The sequence below is a fragment of the Pseudomonas sp. B16(2017) genome (genome assembly GCF_002113205.1).
Taxonomy (GTDB): domain Bacteria; phylum Pseudomonadota; class Gammaproteobacteria; order Pseudomonadales; family Pseudomonadaceae; genus Aquipseudomonas; species Aquipseudomonas pharyngis.
On the sequence record NZ_NEKA01000006.1, the window covers coordinates 23377 to 42588 of the forward strand.

At 60.7% G+C, this 19212-nt stretch carries 17 protein-coding genes, 1 tRNA gene and 1 riboswitch; of the genes, 2 read left to right on the forward strand and 16 right to left on the reverse strand.

Features of this window, described 5'->3' with window-relative positions:
• Nucleotides 1–50: 50 nt before the first annotated feature.
• From CAG25_RS11670 to CAG25_RS11745, 16 genes are all read right to left on the reverse strand, one after another.
• Nucleotides 51–449: a hypothetical protein gene (locus tag CAG25_RS11670; protein WP_256575345.1), complete on the reverse strand. Its 399-nt coding sequence runs from the start codon at nt 447–449 to the stop codon at nt 51–53.
• On the reverse strand, nt 430–1575 hold the full coding sequence (locus CAG25_RS11675; protein ID WP_085611632.1) for a polymorphic toxin type 44 domain-containing protein: 1146 nt from the start codon (nt 1573–1575) through the stop codon (nt 430–432). The genes CAG25_RS11670 and CAG25_RS11675 overlap by 20 nt, the downstream gene beginning before the upstream one ends.
• Nucleotides 1576–1872: 297 nt before the next feature.
• Nucleotides 1873–3132 (reverse strand): type II toxin-antitoxin system HipA family toxin, encoded by a 1260-nt coding sequence (locus CAG25_RS11680; RefSeq protein ID WP_085611631.1) that lies wholly within the window; start codon nt 3130–3132, stop codon nt 1873–1875.
• Nucleotides 3125–3442, reverse strand: coding sequence for a helix-turn-helix transcriptional regulator (locus CAG25_RS11685; protein WP_085611660.1), 318 nt, complete (start codon nt 3440–3442; stop codon nt 3125–3127). The genes CAG25_RS11680 and CAG25_RS11685 overlap by 8 nt, the downstream gene beginning before the upstream one ends.
• A gap of 493 nt (nt 3443–3935) precedes the next feature.
• Nucleotides 3936–4009: transfer RNA gene (locus CAG25_RS11690), tRNA-Gly, on the reverse strand.
• Between the two features lie 170 nt (nt 4010–4179).
• The gene (locus CAG25_RS11695; RefSeq protein WP_085611630.1) at nt 4180–5064 is read right to left on the reverse strand and encodes an alpha/beta fold hydrolase; all 885 of its coding nucleotides are present in this window, start codon (nt 5062–5064) and stop codon (nt 4180–4182) included.
• 316 nt (nt 5065–5380) lie between these two features.
• On the reverse strand, nt 5381–6073 hold the full coding sequence (locus CAG25_RS11700) for a pseudouridine synthase (protein WP_064600709.1): 693 nt from the start codon (nt 6071–6073) through the stop codon (nt 5381–5383).
• A 33-nt stretch (nt 6074–6106) separates the two neighbouring features.
• Nucleotides 6107–6337, reverse strand: a complete 231-nt coding sequence (locus tag CAG25_RS11705) for a cysteine-rich CWC family protein (RefSeq protein ID WP_085611629.1) — start codon at nt 6335–6337, stop codon at nt 6107–6109.
• Nucleotides 6330–7817 carry a sensor domain-containing diguanylate cyclase gene (locus tag CAG25_RS11710; protein ID WP_085611628.1) on the reverse strand — a complete coding sequence of 496 codons (1488 nt, stop codon included), beginning with the start codon at nt 7815–7817 and terminating at the stop codon, nt 6330–6332. The genes CAG25_RS11705 and CAG25_RS11710 overlap by 8 nt, the downstream gene beginning before the upstream one ends.
• 167 nt (nt 7818–7984) lie before the next feature.
• Nucleotides 7985–9757 (reverse strand): allophanate hydrolase, encoded by a 1773-nt coding sequence (atzF, locus tag CAG25_RS11715; RefSeq protein WP_085611627.1) that lies wholly within the window; start codon nt 9755–9757, stop codon nt 7985–7987.
• A 24-nt stretch (nt 9758–9781) separates the two neighbouring features.
• Complete coding sequence (gene uca, locus CAG25_RS11720; protein WP_085611626.1) at nt 9782–13414, reverse strand: urea carboxylase; 3633 nt, start codon at nt 13412–13414, stop codon at nt 9782–9784.
• Between the two features lie 280 nt (nt 13415–13694).
• Nucleotides 13695–14336 (reverse strand): urea amidolyase associated protein UAAP2, encoded by a 642-nt coding sequence (locus CAG25_RS11725; RefSeq protein WP_085611625.1) that lies wholly within the window; start codon nt 14334–14336, stop codon nt 13695–13697.
• Between the two features lie 11 nt (nt 14337–14347).
• Nucleotides 14348–15073 (reverse strand): urea amidolyase associated protein UAAP1, encoded by a 726-nt coding sequence (locus CAG25_RS11730; RefSeq protein WP_074691078.1) that lies wholly within the window; start codon nt 15071–15073, stop codon nt 14348–14350.
• Nucleotides 15074–15086: 13 nt separating this feature from the next.
• Complete coding sequence (locus CAG25_RS11735; RefSeq protein ID WP_085611624.1) at nt 15087–15875, reverse strand: ABC transporter ATP-binding protein; 789 nt, start codon at nt 15873–15875, stop codon at nt 15087–15089.
• The gene (locus tag CAG25_RS11740; protein WP_085611623.1) at nt 15872–16687 is read right to left on the reverse strand and encodes an ABC transporter permease; all 816 of its coding nucleotides are present in this window, start codon (nt 16685–16687) and stop codon (nt 15872–15874) included. The genes CAG25_RS11735 and CAG25_RS11740 overlap by 4 nt, the downstream gene beginning before the upstream one ends.
• A gap of 18 nt (nt 16688–16705) precedes the next feature.
• Nucleotides 16706–17773 carry a putative urea ABC transporter substrate-binding protein gene (locus tag CAG25_RS11745; RefSeq protein WP_085611622.1) on the reverse strand — a complete coding sequence of 356 codons (1068 nt, stop codon included), beginning with the start codon at nt 17771–17773 and terminating at the stop codon, nt 16706–16708.
• Nucleotides 17774–17836: 63 nt separating this feature from the next.
• A riboswitch (guanidine-I (ykkC/yxkD leader) is annotated at nt 17837–17937 on the reverse strand.
• Between the two features lie 283 nt (nt 17938–18220).
• On the opposite strand from CAG25_RS11745, the gene CAG25_RS11750 reads away from it, so the two are divergent.
• Complete coding sequence (locus tag CAG25_RS11750; RefSeq protein WP_064383076.1) at nt 18221–18484, forward strand: hypothetical protein; 264 nt, start codon at nt 18221–18223, stop codon at nt 18482–18484.
• Between the two features lie 178 nt (nt 18485–18662).
• A complete protein-coding gene (locus CAG25_RS11755) occupies nt 18663–19064 on the forward strand; it encodes a hypothetical protein (RefSeq protein ID WP_085611621.1) in 402 nt (133 codons plus the stop codon).
• Nucleotides 19065–19212: the final 148 nt, after the last annotated feature.

The window sequence follows — 19212 nt, forward strand, 5'->3', positions numbered from 1 at the left end:
CCGGCTCATTGAGCCGGTTTTTCTTTACGAAGGTTGTCTCGTATAAATCTTCAAGGTGCGCAGGGCTCCAGCTGATCGACATCAGTGCCACTGCCAGCGCTACGGTCAACCTCGCCATTGTGCCCGATATGAATTTTAGTCGTGGGCCATTTCGGGGTGATCCTGATGCAATGGTTTTGCCCGGCATTACGCCAATCAAACTCCATAAAAAAGTCATCATCGGGAAACAGATGCCCTGGCCCGCCCGTAGACTCTCCGGGGGCAAGGTTTCCGCGAAAGATCTCATTTTGCGTATTCAGCACAAACCTCAAATCACCTGTGCCTTCTTTCGAGAAATCAATCTCGACGCGTGGCACTGCGACGTACCAAACCAGATACGTCAACACCACAAGAATAAGTAACCGCATAACGAGATAGAGCGGGCGTCGCTTACTTGCATTCGTGGACACTGACTCCATCTCCCCAATTTTCAGGTGCTACGGCGAGCACTTCATCCATGACGATTTTTGCTGTAATTCCACCGTGTGGGTATCGCTTGTACAACTTCACACCAATGCTGATGGAAACCCTGTCGGCGACGTCATCCCAAGCCCGCAGCCCTTCGACACCCGGTGACTGACGTGGCCCGGGTTTGTTCTTCCAGTCCTGGGCTTTACGAATCGAGTCAGATGCGATCTGTTCAAGTCCTGCGCCATCCAGCAAAAGGCTTTCGGATAATCCCCCAGCTCTGCCGACATAACCGTAATGGATGTTCGACCAGATGTCGTAGAAGTAATCGTATTTCCCGTGTTTGTAGTAATACGAGCCGAACCGCTTCTTGATAATCGGCTTGTGATCCCAAGGGCGATTCTGTCCAACCCGCTCCGTCCACAACGTCAATGCCGCTGCTTTCTTTCCCAGAGCCATGGTGTAGTAGTTCGGCGGTTCCCCGATTCGGGCATACCACGGCAGCTCCCGGTATTTCCTTGTCTCCGCTGCCGGATCGAAGCTGTTGGCATTTTTCATTTTCACGACCGACGGATGCAGAATGTTCCGGTTCATCTCATCGGCAATGTAAGCCGCCACGGGCTCCATGTTATCGGGGTGAGTGCAGGCGGCAGGTTTCTTTTCTTCCTCAGGTTTGGCCTTCTTGGCTGGCGGTTTTTTTGGGGCGTTAGGATCGACAAGGGCACCCACAGCCGTTGCCTTGGTTTTCAACTGAGGATCGGCCAGCAGTGTGGCCATTCGTTCCTCATCAACCTTTCCGTCAGGGCGAATCGCACCCATTAAGGCGAAATCGATAACAGGACTACCAACGGCGCTCCCAAGAACAAAACCACCAAAGGTGTCGTCACTGCCGGTGATGATCGTTCCACCGTGACTGGTGGGGCTGGAGAGGTGAGCCATTGGTCGGCCGTTAATCAGAATCGATGGAAAACCGGTGGTGATCACTGCGCCACAGCCGCACGTATCGCCAACGCGAGCGGCGCCCATGAAATTGATATTGGTATCAGCTGAGGCTGAGGCAATCGGGGTTGTGCCATGTCCTGGCAGCGGGCAAACGTGTTTATCGCCCAACCGTGCGGAAGAAAGCATGAGTCGTCCTTGTTGAATACATCCGTTAACCCCAAGCGTCCTCTTGGGTGTGCTAATGCTAGCGGAATCTCAAGGACTGGTCGCTGGGAAACGTCTGAAAACATGGCGAGCATCACGCCAATTTTGTGTGCGGCGAGAGATTACTCACGAACCCAACATACGCAACGCAGCCGAAGCCAAAAACGCGGAACGACACTTTTCCTCCGGATGCTGGCTGACGTGAAGGTCTATGGCAGGCATAAAAAAACCGATCATCGCGACTGGTTTTTCCATTTTTGGCGCTTTGGCAGAGCAATCTCAGCGAAGCCGCTCGACGTTTTCATCGATTCGTTTCTGGATGGTCTGCAACGTGTCCTGAGTGATGACGCCGGGGTACATCGTTTCTGCCATCGTCGCGAACTGATCAGCTACCTCGCAGAATCGGGCGATGATGCCGTCGGCCGTTTCAGCCGAAACCTCTGCTTCCTCTGCAAGATCGAGCATGGCTTTTCGGCCGATCTCCAAAGCTTCGCCCATAACGTCCATCTGGTGGTATCCGCCGGGACCCTCGCAGAAGGTCACATCGTAGGCTGGCGCCAGCGTCCACTGGCCGGATTTCGACATTATGTAGGCGAAGTTCTTCGGGTGGTCATCGCGATTGTTGAACGCGACGTTAAAAACTACACGCTCAAACGCGAGCGCTTTCTCCCGAACGTCATTAGTGCACAGGTGGGTCGCACGCAGGAAGTTGACGTAGTCCAGCGCACCGGCATTCTGGAAATCGGCGGCCGTGAAGGCTGCGAGACTTTGCATCGGCACGCGTAAGTCGTCTTCGCGATCAAAGCGTTTGGTAGCAAACGCTGCCAGCCCGTTCGGCAGGCTGAAGTACTGAGTGTCAGGTGTCTTTATTCCACACATCCGCAAGCATTCGGCGTAGACCATTTCGATGGCACATACCTCGGGATGCTCCTGCCGGGCGGGAAACTTGACCAGCCAGGCCTCGAAGCCTGATCTGGCTATGGTGGTAAAGGTGCCTGTTCGCGGATCGCGATAGACCAAGGCTTTTGGTCTGGCACCCTGCGGAGATCCACCCACCAGCAACAGCTGTTGCAAGAACTCGCCACCCTCACCCTTGAGGACTTCCTGCACCTCGGCAGCCAGCAGATCAATGGAGACCTCAACTTGCGGCTCCAGCGCCTCGGGTGCCACCGGCTCGAATGACATTGCGCCCATGGCATTGTTGCCGATGTAAGCGAGGCGCTCGAGCGGGCCGATGCGTGCAGAGTTAAGGCCGCGTCGCTTGAACAAGCGATCCATCAGAAGCATGCCCCACCCATCCGGCAGTGCATCGTAGACCGGTCCAGGCAAACCCAGTTGATGGAGCGGAAAGTCACGCCTTAACTTGGGGCCTTCCAATGGAAGTCTGTACGCCGACAATTCCAGGCCTCTACTCTTTGCCTCGTCGCTGTACTCGAACACGATCAATGGGCGACCGGTGATAGCCGTCGTGGAAACGAGCGTGCCCCACCGCCAGTGTTCACCCCAGCCGTCGTAGTAGACGTCCACTCGTTCAAGCATTTCCTGATTTCCTTTTTATGCGCTGACGCCTGGAGCTGTCTTCGTAACGAAGGATGTCGTCCAGGCTGTCCAGTTTTGGCAAGAACAGGTCTTCGATTTCCTGGACGCGCCCCACAACCATGGCCACTCGGACTACGGTTTCGAAACTGACATTCCGCCCGGCTTCAAGGTTGGCCACCGTATTGGTGCCGACACCGGCGCGAGCAGCCACATCGGCTTGTGTCATCTGCAGGGCTATCCGCTCTGTGCGCAGGCGTTGGCAGAGCCGTTTGACGATCTCGCTTGGTTTGCTGAAGCTTAATTCCAGCATGGTGTGCCTTATATCGCATAAAGGTCGGTTAATACCCAAAATTATAGAGTTAACCTTCATGCGTCAATTCAGTTAACTCCATTCTGATATGAGTTAACTGCAATTTATGTTTATAAGCCACAATAATGCAGAATTAAATTTTTGATGGTCAAACCGCTCCAGCCTGGCTTTACGTTGAGCACTCCATCGAAACCATTTCAATCTCATACCCTTGATCGTCTCCGGACGAGACGCAGCCGGGGAGGCATGCGGATCTCTCCCCGAATCTCTCCCTTGAGGCCGAACGCTTCGATAACGAGCGCTCACGACATGAGTGACTGACTGTCAGGAGCGTAAGCGCAGACGGAGGGAATTCAATCAACGTGTTGTTTCTGAATGGTTCAAAGCTGGCTGCTCGGTACCAAATCCCGGACACAAAAAAACCGGCCATCAAGGCCGGTTTTTTCTGTTTGCGCATCCCCCGTCAAACCACGACGCAGGACATAAATTCGATTGGAGCGGGTGAAGGGAATCGAACCCTCGTTATCAGCTTGGGAAGCTGGAGTAATGCCATTATACGACACCCGCTCAGAGCGGCTGACTTTGTACCAGACTCGGCCACGGATTTGAAGTTTTCTTTGCACGCGAACTACGGAAAGTCTTGAAACAGAGCCGAAGTCGGTCAATCGCGGGCAAGCGCTGCGGGCTGGAGGACGGCTGAATCTCAGCCTCGCAGGCTTGCTCGCGACGACACTGTTTCAAATGGCCAATGCATGGTGATCCTGGACAAACGGGTAACGCGTTCGGCTGGCCTGTTGCGCCGGTTTCAGGAAACCGAGCAGGGCGTTCTGGCTGTCCCGGCAGGCGGATTTGTGTTCCATGTCGAGGAAGTGCCCGGTGGCCTGCAGGGTAGTGAAGGTGCTCTGTGCGACATGGTTGCCGAACAGTCGGGCGTCTTCGGCGGCGGTGTATTCGTCCCATTCGCCGTTCAGGAACAGCACCGGTACGTTGATTTTCTTCGCCGCGTTCAAATAGCACTGACGGTCGCTGTGCAGCACGTCGTTGATGTGGAAATGCATCTGCCCGTATTCGTGCTCGGCCAGGCTGCTGACGTGGCGATAGTTGAAGCGCTTGAACAGTGACGGCAGGTGTTTGCCGATGGTGTCGTTGACGAGGTGCCCGACTCGGTCGCCGTCGCGTTTGCCGAGGCATTCGACGCCGCGTTCGAGGTAATCAAGCATGTGCGCGTTGATTACTGGCGAGAACGAGCTGATCACGGCTTTTTCAATGCGCCGAGGCTGATGCGCGAGGGCGACCATGGTCGCGGCGCCACCCCAGGAGAACGACAAAACGTGCTCGGCGGCGAAGTGATCGATCAGCTCCAGCAGGATCAGACCTTCGACTTCTTTCGTCAGATGTTTCTCGTGGCGGTTGTGGACTTTCGACTTGCCCGCGTAGGGCTGGTCGTAGCAGACCACGTTGAATTGCGGGTGCAGATTTTTCACGGTTTGTGCAAACGACGCAGTCGTGGCCATCGAGCCGTTGACCAGGATGATGGTCTTTTCTGCGGCGTCTGCGCGATAGAACTCCGTGTAAACCCGATACTGACCCTGTATATCCAGCACAGCGATTTCTGGCCTCATGTCATAAGACTCCTGGCAAGCAAGCGGGTATGCGCGCAAATGAGATTGCACGAGCTTTGTGACAGGTAGGCATATGCCTGGAATTTTGTGGCCCATGTCGATCCGGAACGGCAGGTCGACGGGTGTTGTTATTGGCGGGCAGTCTGCCGGCTGAGGCGCAGCCCTGATGGGCTGTCTACCGACAAAAAGTTTCTTGGATGTTATGTGTGACTCATCGGTCACAATTTGGCCGACGACCTGATTCAAGCAGGGGGATCCGGATCGCGCAAGTGCCGTTGGTAAATTGTTCGACAACTTCTGCTGAGCGGTCGGCTGCTTAGAACAAATGAATCTCTTCGGTGCGCAAAGCGCGGTACTCGCCCGGTTTTAGCGCGTGATCGAGCGGCAGCGGGCCCATGGATTCGCGGTGCAGGCGCAGCACTTTGTTGTTGAAGTGGCCGAACATGCGCTTCACCTGATGGTAACGACCTTCGACGATGCTCAACCGCGCAGTTCGCGGACCGAGCACTTGCAGCTGCGCCGGTTGGGTGGTCAGGTCTTCGAAGGCGAAGTAGATCCCCTCGGCGAACTTGATCGCATATTCCGGGCCGATCTCCTGTTCGGTCTCGACGTAATAGACCTTCGGCAGTTTGGTCTGCGGCTGGGTCAGGCGCCGCGACCAGCTGCCGTCGTTGGTGATCAGCATCAGCCCGGTGGTGTTGAAATCCAGCCGCCCGGCGATGTGCAGGTCGTCTTTGTCTGGCTCGTGGATCAGGTCGAGTACGGTCGGATGCTCGGGATCGCGGGTGGCGCTGACGCAGCCCTGCGGTTTGTACAGCATGAAGTAGCGCGCCGGTTTGCCGGGTTGCAGCACTTCGTCGTCGACCTCCACGCGGCTGAACTCAAGGACTTCGCTGTGGGGATCGCTGACGACTTTTCCGTCAATGCGCACGCGCTTTTCCACCAGCAACAGGCGAACCTGCTTGCGGTTGTAGCGGGGCAGGTTACTCAGGAAACGGTCGACACGCATGATCAGCAATCGGCAGGAAGCGGGGCGCGCATCTTACGGGATCGACGGCCTGGCCGCTTGCAGTTGCGCCTCGACCTGGGCGCAGCGCGGGCACAGGCAGGACTTGTCGCGCAGTTCCGGCGGCAGGGCTTCGAGCACTGCCGGATCGATGGAAACGCCGTAGCACCAGCAGGCACGGTCGGCGGTGCGCGGGTCGGCCAGGGTGCAGTCGTTGCGGGCGCCGCAGGCCGGGCAGAGGTCAGGTATGTTCTTGGCGTCAGGCATAGGTCGAGTGAGGCATTTCCACGCAGGTGCGGTTACGGCCGGTCTGTTTGGCCCGGTACATTGCATGATCGGCCCGGGACAGCAGACTGTGCAAGGTGTCATCCGGTTGCAGGGTGGTGGCGCCGATGCTGACGGTCAGATTCAGGGTGTGACCGTTGTACGCATATTCATGCTGTTCGACGTGCTGGCGGATCTTCTCGGCAATCTTCTGACCGGTTTCGCCGTCGGTGTCCTTCAGCAGCACGATAAATTCCTCACCGCCCCAACGGCAGACGATATCGGAATGCCGCAGACAACTTTGCAGGTCCCGGGCGAACCCGATCAGCACCTGATCGCCGGCCATGTGCCCGTAGGTGTCGTTCAAAGCCTTGAAGTGGTCCAGATCCAGCAGCAGCGCGGTCAGCGGTTTCGGCTCACGGTGCGCTTCGTGCAGCGCTTGCACGGCGAGCAGGTCGAAGCCGCGGCGGTTGGGCAGTTCGGTGAGGCTGTCAAGGGTGGCCTGGGCGTGGATCTTTTCCTGATAGCGGCGGATCAAGCGGTTGACCAGGGCCAGCACGATCAACGTCACCAGCAGGCAGATCAGCAGGTTGAGGTACAGCGACTGGCGGATTTCGCTCAGCGCGCCGTCTTCGCGTTTGTCGACGAACAGGTACCAGTTCAACTCCGGAATAAACCGCACGTTGAGGAAATGCCCCTGGCCGTGGGTGGAATATTCATAGCTGCCGCTGTGGGGTTTGGGCAATTGGCTGACCAGGCTTTTCATGCTGTCGAGGTCGGTCAGGCTTTTCCCGACCCGCGCACCTTCCGGCCCGCCCTCGGCGCCGGTCAGCACCAGTCGGCCGAAGGTGTCGACGAAGTACACACTGCGTTGATAGCGCTGCTGGTACTTGTCGATCAGCTTGATTACCGCGTCCACCGTCAGCCCTACGCCGGCGGCGCCGATGAAGCGTTCGTTGTAGTCGTAGACCTTGTAGTTGATGAAGAAGGTCATGTTGTCTTTGTTGGCCAGGTCCGGGTCGACGTTGATCTCGTACGGATCCTTCATGTCGCGCACGCGGAAGTACCAGGCGTCGCGTGGCTCGTCGATCTTCACCTGCTTGAGCACGCCCTTGGCGTGGTAGTAGGTGTGGGTGGTATTGGAGACGAAAAACGCGGTGTAGGCGCCGTAGTGGGTCATGACCTCGTCGAGGTAGCGGGTCATCTGGTCGCTGTCTTTCTCGCCGTTCACCACCCAGTCACGCATGAAGGTGTCGCGGGACATCATCGAGGAAATCAGGATCGGTCTGACAAGGTCTTTCTGGATTTCCGAGTACACCGTGTCGGATGTCAGCGGCAGTTCGGTGTTGACGATGTTGTCGCGGATCGACGCCCGCGAGGCGTAGTAGCTGAGCAGCGAAGTAGCAAGGAAACCTGCGCCGAGCAGGGCGACCAGGGTCAGGACCAGCGAACGTTGGGAGTGAAACGCAGATCTGAGCGGCATTGGCAATTCCGTTGACAGTGACCCGATGGGCAGCATTCTAGTGGCACGGCGGGGAAAAGACTGCGGGATTTGTGCCTGAAATGCGGGGGGATCAGCCGGGCAGGGGTGTCTGGAGAATGGCTCACTCATCCAGCCCCCTCCCGGAACGAGAGGGGGCGGTGTTCGGATCAGTTTCCGGTTTGCAGATATGCTCGCCACCCACCCAAATGGCTGATGTCGGTTGCACCTTCCAGGCCGTAGGGTTCGCAGATGAATCCGCTCTCCCAGCGGCCGTCCGCCAGTTGCACCTTGCCCAGTCCCAGCGGTGCCGGGATGCCGGTCAGGAACGAGCCCAGCTCACGGCTCGGCAATTCCCAGACTTCCACCTCGATGGCCACGCCACCTTCGGCCAAGCGCAGCATCCCCGGACGCAACGGAGGGCCGCCGGCCAGGGCATAGAGTTTGTAGTCCTTCGAGCTGTAGGTGGCCTCGATCAGGCGTGCGCCGCGCTGGCGCAGTTGCCAGTTCAGGGCCAGACCGTCCAGGTGCGCACCGCAGACCACCAGTCGTGCACGGTCATGGCGCGCCGGGTTGTTCGGCGTCGGCAGCGCGAGATCATGCTGGCGTTGCAAGGCATCGGCAACACCCAGCAGATACTGATCGGTAAACGCCCGGCCAAACAGCGTCACACCCCACGGCAGCCCGTTGGCCATGAAACCGCTGGGCACGGCGACGGCGGCGTAATCGAGCAGGTTCATGAAGTTGGTGTAGTAGCCCAGTTCGGAATTGCGCCGCACCGGTTCGGCGTCGAGTTCCGCCAGCGTCACCGGACGACCGATAGTGGGCGTGAGCACGCAGTCGAGTCCTTCCAGCGCTTTATCGCAAACGGCTTTCAGCGCTTGCAGTCGGTATTGCGCGCGGAACGTCTGCACGCCGCTGACGGCCGGTGCTTTGGCCAGCACCGCGCGGATCACCGGCAGCACTGCTTCGGGATTTTCTTCCATCAACTCGCCGGCCACGCTGTAGCGCTCGGCCACCCAGGGCCCTTCATAAAGTAACCGCGCCGCTTCGAGGAACGGCGACAAGTCCAGCTCGACCGCTTCACCGCCCAGAGCTTTCAGACGGTCGATGGCGTCGCCGAACAGCAGCGGGCCTTCCTCACAGCCGAAAAATTCCAGGTCTTGCGCACGCGGTACACCGAAGCGAAACGGCCGTGGCACACCGAACGCGGAGCCGTCGTTCCATAACGGATTGCTGCGGCTGTATTCGTCCCGTGGATCGAGGCGCGCGGTCAGTGCCAGTAGCTGACTGGCTTCCCGCGCCGTTGCGGTGAACGTGGTGACGCAATCGAGCGTGCGACAGGCCGGCAGCACGCCGGCGGTGGAGATCAGGCCTTTGCTGGCTTTCAGACCCACCAGGTTGTTCAGCGCCGCCGGCACCCGGCCGGAGCCGGCGGTGTCGGTGCCGAGGGCAAAACTGGCAACGCCGAGCGCCACCGCCAGCGACGAACCGGCGCTGGAGCCGCCGGACGGATATTCCGCCAACACGCTGTTCGGGCAGGCGCCGTAAGGCGAACGGCTGCCGTTGAGGCCGGTGGCGAACTGGTCGAGGTTGGTCTTGCCCAGCGGGATCGCCCCCAGCGCCAGCAGTTGCTCGACGATGGTCGCCGAACGCTCCGGCACATAGGCGAACGCCGGGCACGCGGCGGTGGTGGGAATGCCGGCGAGGTCGATGTTGTCCTTGATCGCGAACGGCACGCCATACAACGGCAGGCTGTCGAGGTCGCGACCGTCGAGGGCGGCCAGATACGGTTCCAATTCTTCGACGCTGAGCAAGTGGATGAACAGGTGGTAGTCCGGGTTCAGCGCCGCCGCCTTGTCCCGCAGCGCCAGCAGCAGTTGCCGCGGTGTGGTGTCGCCATTGCGGTAGGCCTGGCGCAGGGCATCGAGTTGCAGATTCATGGGTTGATCCTTTGGCAAATGGTTTCAGTCGAGTTCCAGCACCACGACCCGTTGTCCGGCACGCACCGCCGATCCCGGCTGCACGCGAATGTCCTGCACCACCCCGGCCATGGGCGCGAGCACGGGGATTTCCATCTTCATCGACTCCAGAATCACCAGCACATCACCGGCCGCCACGCGGCTGCCGACCTCGACCTGCACCTGCCAGAGGTTGCCGGCAATGTGGCTATCGATACTCTGCTGGCCGCTGGTCAGCGGTGTGTCTTCGCTGCTGTCCGGCACGGCTTCTTCGCTGTCGAAGTGCGCCTGGCCACTGGCGATCCAGCGTTCACGCTCAGCCTGGAAGGCACCCTGTTGCTGCGTCCGGAAGGCGTCGATGGTCTCGGCTTCGCGTTGCAGAAAGGCCTGGTAGTCGGCGAGGTTGAGCTGGCTCTGTTCGATGTCGAGGTCGAAGCGGCCGAGAGGAAAGTCGCGGCGGATGCGCAGCAGTTCTTCGGCGCTGACCGGGTAGAAACGGATCTGATCGAAAAACCGCAGCAGCCACGGTTTGCCGTCGAACGCGGCGACTTCGCGATAGCGGTTCCACATCTGCAAGGTGCGCCCGACAAACTGGTAACCGCCGGGGCCTTCCATGCCGTAGACGCACATGTAGGCGCCGCCGATGCCCACCGAGTTCTCGGCGGTCCAGGTGCGTGCCGGGTTGTACTTGGTGGTCACCAGCCGATGGCGCGGGTCGAGCGGGGTGGCGACCGGCGCACCAAGGTAGACATCACCGAGGCCCATCACCAGATAGCTCGCGTCGAACACCGTGCGTTGCACCTCGTCGAGGTTCGGCAGGTCGTTGATGCGGCGGATGAACTCCAGGTTGCTCGGGCACCACGGCGCGTCCTTGCGTACGGTGGTCATGTATTTCTCGATCGCCAACTGGCAGGCCGGATCGTCCCAGGACAGCGGCAGATGGACGATGCGCGACGGTACTTGCAAGTCCTGGGCGGCGCACACCGCATCCCATTCACCGGCGACGATGCCGAGCAGATCGGCCAGCGGCAATTGTTCGGGCTGGTAGTGGATCTGCAACGAACGAATGCCCGGTGTCAGGTCGATCACGCCGTGCAGGTTTTTGCCTTCCAGCGCTTGCATCAGGGCATGGGCGCGAAAGCGCAGGACCAGATCCAGTTCCGGCGCGCCGATTTCCAGCAGCAGATGGGTATCGCCGGACACACGCCCGACCAGCCGCTTGTCGTCCTGACCCAACTCCAGAACCACAGGCGAAACCAGACCCTGTGGGAGCTGGCTTGCCAGCGATGGGGCCCGAGCAGACACCGCGTCAACTTCATCGCTGGCAGGCCAGCTCCCGGAGGCATCCCATTTCAGGGCGAGATCGCGGGCAGTCTTGAGATCGACCGGTTCAAACTGCACCTTATCCCCGGCCTTCAGTTGCCCGAGCTGCCAGAGATCCGCTTCGATCACGGTCACCGGGCACACGAAACCGCCAAGGCTCGGGCCGTCCGGACCGAGAATCACTGGCATGTCGCCGGTGAAGTCCACCGCACCGATGGCATAGGGGTTGTCGTGAATGTTCGATGGATGCAGCCCGGCTTCACCGCCGTCGGCGCGCACCCATTCCGGCTTCGGTCCGATCAGGCGCACGCCGGTGCGGCTGGAGTTGAAGTGCACTTCCCAGTGCGTGGCGAAGAACGTATCGATGTAGTGTTCGGTGAAATATTCCGGCGCGCCGTGGGGGCCGTAGATCACCCGGATCCGGCGCACGGCGGGCAATTCGCTGACGTGATGCGGGGCCAGGGTCTGCCCGACGCTGCGGTCGCTCAGTGGGGCCAGGTGCAACACGTCCCCGGCGCGCAGAGCGCGCCCGCCATGACCGCCGAACTGACCGAGGGTGAAGGTGCTTTTGCTACCCAGATAATCCGGCACCTGCAAGCCGCCACGCAGGCACAGGTAGCTGCGGGCGCCAGCGTCGAGCAAACCGCCGAGATGTAACTGGCTGCCTGCTTCGATCAACAGCACGGTATTCATCGGCACCGCTTCGCCGTCGAGTGTCAGCGTCAACGGCGCCCCCGTCACCGCCACCACCGCGTCGCAATTGAAGCGCAGCAGCGGCCCGTTCATGGTGATTTCCAGTGCCGCTGCGCCTTCGTCATTGCCCAGCAAGCGATTGCCCAGACGCAACGCGCGGCTGTCCATCGGCCCCGAGGGTGGCACGCCCACCGCCCAGTAGCCGAGGCGACCGGGGTAGTCCTGGACGCTGGTCTGGGTGCCGGCGCTCAGCACTTCGAAGGTGTTGGCCCGGTACACCAGGCCTTCCAGGCAACGGGTCCACGGCTCGCCGCTGGCAAACGGCGCATCGAGCAGAATCTGCCGCAGGTAGTCGCGATTGGTTTCCACGCCGTACAGCAGGCTGTCGCCGAGGGCCTGATGCAGATCGGCGCGGGCCTGTTCGCGGGTCGGCGCCCAGCTGATGACTTTGGCGATCATCGGATCGAAGTAGGGCGGGATCTCGCAACCGGCCTCGACCCAGGTGTCGATGCGCAGTTGAATGCCGTTGGCCGCAGGAAACTCCACAGCGGTCAGCAGCCCTGGGCTCGGCTGGAAATCGCGCCCCGGATCCTCCGCGTACAGCCGCGCCTGAATCGCGTGGCCGTCCGGTTTCAGGCCCTCAAACAAAGTGCTCAGCGGCGGCAGATCTCCCGCCGCCAGTTCAATCATCCAGCGCACCAGATCAACGCCCCACACCTGTTCGGTGACGCCGTGTTCGACCTGCAGCCGGGTGTTCACTTCCAGAAAATAGAAGCGCTGCGCATCGCTGTCGAAGACGAATTCGACGGTGCCGGCGCTGCGGTAATTCACCGCTTTGGCCAGTTTGATCGCCGCCGCGCACAGCGCATCGGCCATGCCGTCGGGCAGGTTCGGCGCCGGGGTTTCCTCGAGGACTTTCTGATTGCGCCGCTGCACCGAGCAGTCGCGCACGCCGAGGGCGATCACTGCGCCTTGGCCGTCGCCGAACACCTGGACTTCCAGATGCCGCGCACGCTGGATGTACTTCTCGATGAACACTCCGGCGTCGCTGAAGTTGTTCTGGCCAAGGCGCTTCACCGCTTCGAACGACTCGCTCAGTTCGCTGGCGTTGCGGCACACGCGCATGCCGATGCCGCCACCGCCAGCGGTGCTTTTGAGCATCACCGGATAACCGACCTCTGCGCCGGCAGTCAGCGCGGCGTCGAGGCTGTCGAGCAGTTCGGTGCCTTCGAGCATCGGCACGCCGTGCTGTTTGGCCAAGGCGCGGGCGGTGTGCTTGAGGCCAAACACCCGCAGCTGTTCCGGAGTCGGGCCGATGAAGGCAACGCCGTGGTTGGCGCAGGCTTCGGCAAATGCGGCGTTTTCCGAGAGGAAGCCGTAGCCGGGATGGATCGCTGTGGCGCCAGTGGCTTTGGCGATGGCGAGGATCTTTTCGACGGCCAGATAAGTGCCGGCCGCTGCGCCTTCACCGAGGCTGTGGGCTTCGTCCGCTTGCAGGATGTGCAGGCTGGCGGCATCGGCTTCGGAGTACACCGCAACGCCTTCGACGTGCAGTTCACGCAAGGTGCGCAGAATGCGGCAGGCAATCGCGCCACGGTTGGCAATCAGGACTTTTTCGAACATGGCAAAACCCCTGAAGGGGATGCGGGCCGTCCCGCAGTTTTTCGATGAGCGCCGGGGTCGTCCCCGACGGCAAAATCACAATTTCGAAAGTCACCATTGACCTTGTGGGAGCGGGCTTGCCCGCGATGGCGGTGTGTCAGTCATCATCAATGTTGGCTATGCCGACGCCATCGCTGGCAAGCCAGCTCCCACAGGGTTTAGGGGTGTTTTGGGGATTTCAGGCACTGGCCGGAACGGGCCTGGCACAGGGCGAAAACCCAACGGCGCAGACGGGCGAATGTCAGTTCCATACCAGTAGCTCCGCAGGCGTCGGGTTGTAGGCGTTGCACGGGTTGTTCAATTGCGGGCAGTTGGAGATCAGCACGATCACGTCCATCTCCGCGCGCAGGTCGACGTATTTGCCGGGGGCGGAAATCCCGTCTTCGAAGGTCAGGCCACCCTCGGCAGTGACGGGCACGTTCATGAAGAAATTGATGTTCGGCCCGATGTCACCTTTGCTCAGGCGTCCGTCGTGGACGCAGGCACGCAGGTAATTATCGCGGCAGCTGTGCATGTAGCGTTTTTCCAGGGCGTAGCGCACGGTGTTGCTCTCCTGCGCGCAGGCGCCGCCGAGGGTGTCGTGGCGGCCGCAGGTGTCGGCGATGATGGTCAGCATCGGTTTGCCAAGGTTGGAATACAAAACGCTGCCGGTGCTCAGGTACACGCTGTTCTGCCGGCGCAAAGTGCGTTGCACGTCGTAGCGTTCACGGGGATTGGCGAGGCTGTAGAACAGCGTATCGACTGCCTGATTGCCCTCAAGATCGAGGATACGCAGAGTCTGGCCGGCCTTGACCTCCATCAGCCAGGGTTCGCCGGCGGGAATGGTGGCGCGGTACACCGCAGCGTCGGGTTGTTTTTGCGAAGTGGCGATAGCAACTGACATGGCGATGATCCTCAGGCGAACAAACGGTCGGTGTTGATAAAGCCGCGCTCGTTCTCCGGGCGCGAGGTACGGCAGTGTTCGGCGACGCTGGCGTCGGCGTTCATCCAGCTCAGCTTCAGTGGTTTTGGCGCGTAGTCGGGCGACGGATCCATCGGGTGTTGCAGGGCAGTGAGGACGACGAGGGTGTCCATCGGCGCGTACAGCTCGATGTAGTCGCCGGCCTTCGAATGGCCTTCGACGAAATGGAATCGCCCGGCTTCATCGACGTTGACCCGGCTGAACAGGTTGAGGGTCATCAGCAGGTCGGACAGGCCCAGGCCCCACTTGCCCAGTTCTACCAGCAGGTTGTCGGTGCCGTTGCGAAAGAAGCCGTTGCGCAGTTCCTGATAGCGGCCCTGGCCGTATTTTTCCGCGACCTCTTCAGCGCACAGCACACCGCCGAGGCTGTCGCTCCAGCCGCAGGTGTCGGCGGTGATTGCCGCCAGCACCCGACCCATGTCCGAGTACAGGCAATGGCCGGTGGTGAGCTTGGCGGTGTGTTGGCACTTGAGGCTGTCGGGCAGGTTCAGGCGCTCGGTTTTCTCGTTGGCGTTGAGCAGGGTCAGGCTGACGTTGGCACCGCCGCGCAGGTCGGTCAGGCGCAGCAACTGGCCGCGTTTAAGGACGAAGGAACGGTGACCGCCACCGGGCAGGGTTTCTTCGGCGAAGGGTGGAAACAGTTGGGTCGAATCAGTCATGGGAGCAGTCCTCTCAGGCAATACGAAGCGTGCCGGCCAACGCGGCGGGCAGGGCGTCGACGGCGGCGCGTTCGGCGCGGCGGTCGCTGTTCAAAGGGATGTCGTAGGTGATGCGGGCGCCATAGGCGCCGGGGGCGTGCGGGTCGAGGCGGACCTTGTCGAACACCAGCAGGCGGGTGCCGAGGCTGAAACCTTCGGACAGGTCGTGGGTGACCATGAACACGGTCAGTTGCGTTTCGCGCCAGAGCGCCAGCAGCAGCGCGTGCATGTCCTTGCGAATGCCCGGATCGAGCGCGCCGAACGGTTCGTCGAGCAGCAAAACCCGCGGTTTCATGATCAGCGCCTGGGCGATCGCCAGCCGCTGTTGCATGCCGCCGGAGAGCTGCGCGGGGTACTTGTCCAGCGCATGGCCGAGGCCGACTTTGTGCAGCAGCGCCGAGGCCTGTTCGCGGGCGTCTTTTTTCGCGCTTCCGAACAAGCGCCCGAGCAGCGGAGCGCGCGGCAATTCCAGGCCGATCGCAACATTGTCCAGCACGCTCAGATGCGGGAATACCGAGTAACGCTGGAACACCACGCCACGGCTGGCATCCGGCTCTCGGGCCAGCGGCTGGCCGTCGAGCAGAATTTCGCCGCGACTGGCAGTTTCCTGCCCCAGCAGCAGGCGCAGGAAGGTCGACTTTCCGCAGCCCGAAGCACCGACCAGCGTGCAGAACTCGCCCTCGTTGACGTTGAGGTTCAAGCCTTCGAGCACCACTTGGTCGGCGTATTGCTGCCAGACGTTTTTCACCGTGATGAAGCTCATTTGGCCGCCCCCTCATACCAAGGGAATGCCCGACGGGTCAGGTATTTGAGGCCCCAATCCATCAGCCAGGCGAGCAGGGTGATCCAGACCACGTACGGCAGGATCACGTCCATCGCCAGGTAGCGGCGCACGAGGAAAATCCGGTAGCCCAGACCGTCGGTGGAGGCGATGGCTTCGGCGGCGATCAGGAACAGCCACGCCGAACCGAGCATCAGCCGCAGCGAGATCAGCAGACGCGGCAACAGTTGCGGCAGCACCACACGCAGCATCAATGTCCAGGTCGAGGCGCCGAGAGTCTGCGCCTTGATCAGCAGTTCGACGGGGATGTCCCGGGCCCGCTGTTCCAGATCTCGGGCCAGAGCCGGGGTGATGCCGATCACGATCAGCATCACTTTCGACAGTTCGCCGAGGCCGAAGACGATGAACAGGATCGGCAGGATGGCCAGTGGCGGCACCATCGACAGCACCGTCAGCATCGGCGACAACGGTGCGCCGAACAGCGGCAGGGTGCCGGCGGCCATGCCCAGGCATAACCCGGCCAGTGCGGCGATGCCGAGGCCGATGGCCAGGCGTCGCAGGCTCGACGCGGTGTCTTGCCAGAGCAGGTATTCACCGGTGCGGCTGTCGGCGTTGAAGGCCAGGCGTTTCACCGCGTCGGTCATCTGCACCGCGCTGGGCAGCAGCTTGTCGTTGGGATTGTCCGCCAGGCGCTCGGCCGAGCCCATGAAATAGGCGAACAGCACCAGGGCGAACGGCAGGATCACCAGCAACAGGCGACTCGGGCGATCCGGGTGGCGATTGATCAGGCGCATGGCCAAATCCTCCGTATCTTACAGCTTGGCGTCAGCGGCCATCTGCACGTAGGTCGGATCGAAACGCAGCTTGAGGTTGCCGGTGTCGCCGCTGGTCACGCCGTTGGCGAATGCCATGCCGACCGCGCTGGTGTCTTTCGCGCCTTCACCGAGCAAACCGTGCTGGAACGAGAACTCGGCGACCCTGCGCATGGTTTCCGGCAGTTGCTTGCTGGTGGCGAACGCCAGGGCTTCTTTCGGTGTGGCGAACAGTTTGGTGGTGTCCAGTTGCGCCTGGAATCCGGCCAGGTCGGTGCCCGAGGCTTTGGCCATGTGCTCCAGCGCGGCTTTGCTCGCCGCGTTCTTCGCGTTCATCAACTCGACCACTTCGAACCACGCGCCGGTCAGCGCCTTGCCCAGGGCCGGGTTGTCTTTGAGGGTGGTGCTGTTGACCACCATCATGTCCATGATTTCGCCGGGGATCTGGCTGGAGTTGAAGACTTCGGTCACCCCGGGTTTGGCTTTGATGTCCGAGAGCATCGGGTTCCAGGTGGTGACGGCGTTGACCTGCTCGGTGTTGAAGGCGGCGGAAATGTCGGCGTCGGAGGTGTTGACCACTTTCAGGTCTTTCTCGGTCAGGTCGACCGAGTCCAGCGCGCGGGCCAGCAGGTAATGCGAGACCGACAGTTCGACCAGGTTGACGTCCATGCCTTTCAGGTCGGCGACTTTCTTGCCGTCACCCTTGAGGACGATGCCGTCGTTGCCGTTGGAGAAATCGCTGACGATCAGCGCGGTGCTGTCGACGCCGCCAGCGGCCGGAATGGTGAGGGCATCCATGTTGGTCATGGTGCAGCCGTCGAACTGGCCAGCGGTGTACTGGTTGATCGACTCGACGTAATCGTTGAGTTGCACGACATCAATCTTGATCCCGTACTTCTTCGCCCATTTATCGACGATGCCCTGGCTGCCGGCGTATTCCCATGGCATCCAGCCGGCATAGATCGTCCAGCAGACACTGAAGTGGTCTTTCTGCGCGGCGGGGGATTGAGTGCTGATGAGCGCGGCGAACGCGGCGGCGAGCAGGGCGGGCAAACGTGGTCGGGACATGGTGGCTTCTCCAGTTGATCGAGGGCGGACAGGAAGGCAACGCGGCACCGCGAACGGTGGCTTGTCTCCCGGGCTTTTGTCCCGCCGTGTAACCTCAACTGGAGGTCGCCAACTCTCGGACCAGCCACTCGCAGATGCGAGCCGGAACCCTAGTCAGCCATTGCAAATTGTGGTGCCGCGAACCTGTGATGACTCCTGCACGGGTTTGCTAAAGCGAGAGGCGTGCCAAGTCGGGTCGGGCGCTCTGTTACGGGCTTTCGTGACGTTACGGCGGATGGCGAACGCCTGTGGGCGCTTTGTGTTGGTGCGCGGTTGCACCGTCATGCAGCGTCCGCTGCCGCTGATCCGAAGCCCCTGAGGGTTGGGCACTCGGTAGCGGTCAGCCAGTCAAATCTGATGTCAGCCGGTCTGTGCCGACTGCTGTCACAGGTCTTTCAGGAGGCCGCCATGCGTATTTCAAAATTGCTACGTCGGGTGCTGCTGGGAGCAGTGCTCGGTCTAGGGCTGTCCGGCTGTTACTACTACGCCGGCGGCTACGATGTTTACTCCACGCCCTATTACTATCCCGGCTATTACTCGCCCTATTACTACGGTGGTTATTACGGTCCGCGCTACTACGGTGGCGCCCGCTATTACTACGGCGGCCATGGCTATCGCGGCGGCTACGGACGGGGTTATCACGGCGGCGGATACCACGGTGGGCACCACTAATCAGCGGCTGAATGACGGCGTTTCTGCATGAACAAGGTTTCATGAATCACTTGTTTCAAGTTGTTGCAGAAACGCACCGGATGCCGAAATCGCTGTCAGATATTCCGTCAGTCGCCGAATGAAAGACTGACGCCTGCCAGCGTCGCTGGTGTGGCTACCCGCGGTCCAGGAGGCCGCCATGTATCGCCGAATTCTTCTGTTTACCGTGATGCTTTTTTCCCTTGGCGGATGCGTCCCTTATTCCTACGGAGATGGCTACTACAGCTCAGAGGTCTACACATCGCAGGCACCTTCGTATTACAGCGGTGGCACTTATTACACCGGCGGCAGCACGTATTATTCGGCGCCGCGCTACTACCAGCCTGCACCACGCTATTACCAACCGGCTCCACGCTATTACTCGGCGCCTCGTTACTACCAACCGGCCCCGCGCTACTACGAGAACCGTCGCTGGCACGGTCATGATCGCGGACGCTGGGACGACCACCGTCGCAGTGGCTGGGATGACCGCCGGGGTCGTGGCAACTACGACCGTCACAGTGGACGCGGCGACTACAACCGACACGGCAACCGCTGGTAACCCCCCGCAAAAAAGCGGCGCATTGAGCGCCGCTTTTTTTGTGCCTGTTTTTTGCGTTGGTGTGGTTTCGCACCATCTCCTAGGGGGTTCTCGGAACCCTCCTACAGTTTTATTTCTGGGCATTTGTTAGCGTTTGTATGCACATGTT

Bases quoted from the DNA above. Each gene is read 5' to 3' on its own strand.
- CAG25_RS11710 (WP_085611628.1), bottom strand. From the start codon at position 7,817: ATGCCGCTCAGATCTGCGTTTCACTCCCAACGTTCGCTGGTCCTGACC.
- CAG25_RS11695 (WP_085611630.1), bottom strand. From the start codon at position 5,064: ATGAGGCCAGAAATCGCTGTGCTGGATATACAGGGTCAGTATCGGGTT.
- atzF (WP_085611627.1), bottom strand. From the start codon at position 9,757: ATGAATCTGCAACTCGATGCCCTGCGCCAGGCCTACCGCAATGGCGAC.
- CAG25_RS11730 (WP_074691078.1), bottom strand. From the start codon at position 15,073: ATGACTGATTCGACCCAACTGTTTCCACCCTTCGCCGAAGAAACCCTG.
- CAG25_RS11700 (WP_064600709.1), bottom strand. From the start codon at position 6,073: ATGCGTGTCGACCGTTTCCTGAGTAACCTGCCCCGCTACAACCGCAAG.
- CAG25_RS11745 (WP_085611622.1), bottom strand. From the start codon at position 17,773: ATGTCCCGACCACGTTTGCCCGCCCTGCTCGCCGCCGCGTTCGCCGCG.
- CAG25_RS11735 (WP_085611624.1), bottom strand. From the start codon at position 15,875: ATGAGCTTCATCACGGTGAAAAACGTCTGGCAGCAATACGCCGACCAA.
- CAG25_RS11740 (WP_085611623.1), bottom strand. From the start codon at position 16,687: ATGCGCCTGATCAATCGCCACCCGGATCGCCCGAGTCGCCTGTTGCTG.
- CAG25_RS11675 (WP_085611632.1), bottom strand. From the start codon at position 1,575: ATGCTTTCTTCCGCACGGTTGGGCGATAAACACGTTTGCCCGCTGCCA.
- CAG25_RS11750 (WP_064383076.1), top strand. From the start codon at position 18,221: ATGCGTATTTCAAAATTGCTACGTCGGGTGCTGCTGGGAGCAGTGCTC.
- CAG25_RS11705 (WP_085611629.1), bottom strand. From the start codon at position 6,337: ATGCCTGACGCCAAGAACATACCTGACCTCTGCCCGGCCTGCGGCGCC.
- uca (WP_085611626.1), bottom strand. From the start codon at position 13,414: ATGTTCGAAAAAGTCCTGATTGCCAACCGTGGCGCGATTGCCTGCCGC.
- CAG25_RS11685 (WP_085611660.1), bottom strand. From the start codon at position 3,442: ATGCTGGAATTAAGCTTCAGCAAACCAAGCGAGATCGTCAAACGGCTC.
- CAG25_RS11725 (WP_085611625.1), bottom strand. From the start codon at position 14,336: ATGTCAGTTGCTATCGCCACTTCGCAAAAACAACCCGACGCTGCGGTG.
- CAG25_RS11755 (WP_085611621.1), top strand. From the start codon at position 18,663: ATGTATCGCCGAATTCTTCTGTTTACCGTGATGCTTTTTTCCCTTGGC.
- CAG25_RS11680 (WP_085611631.1), bottom strand. From the start codon at position 3,132: ATGCTTGAACGAGTGGACGTCTACTACGACGGCTGGGGTGAACACTGG.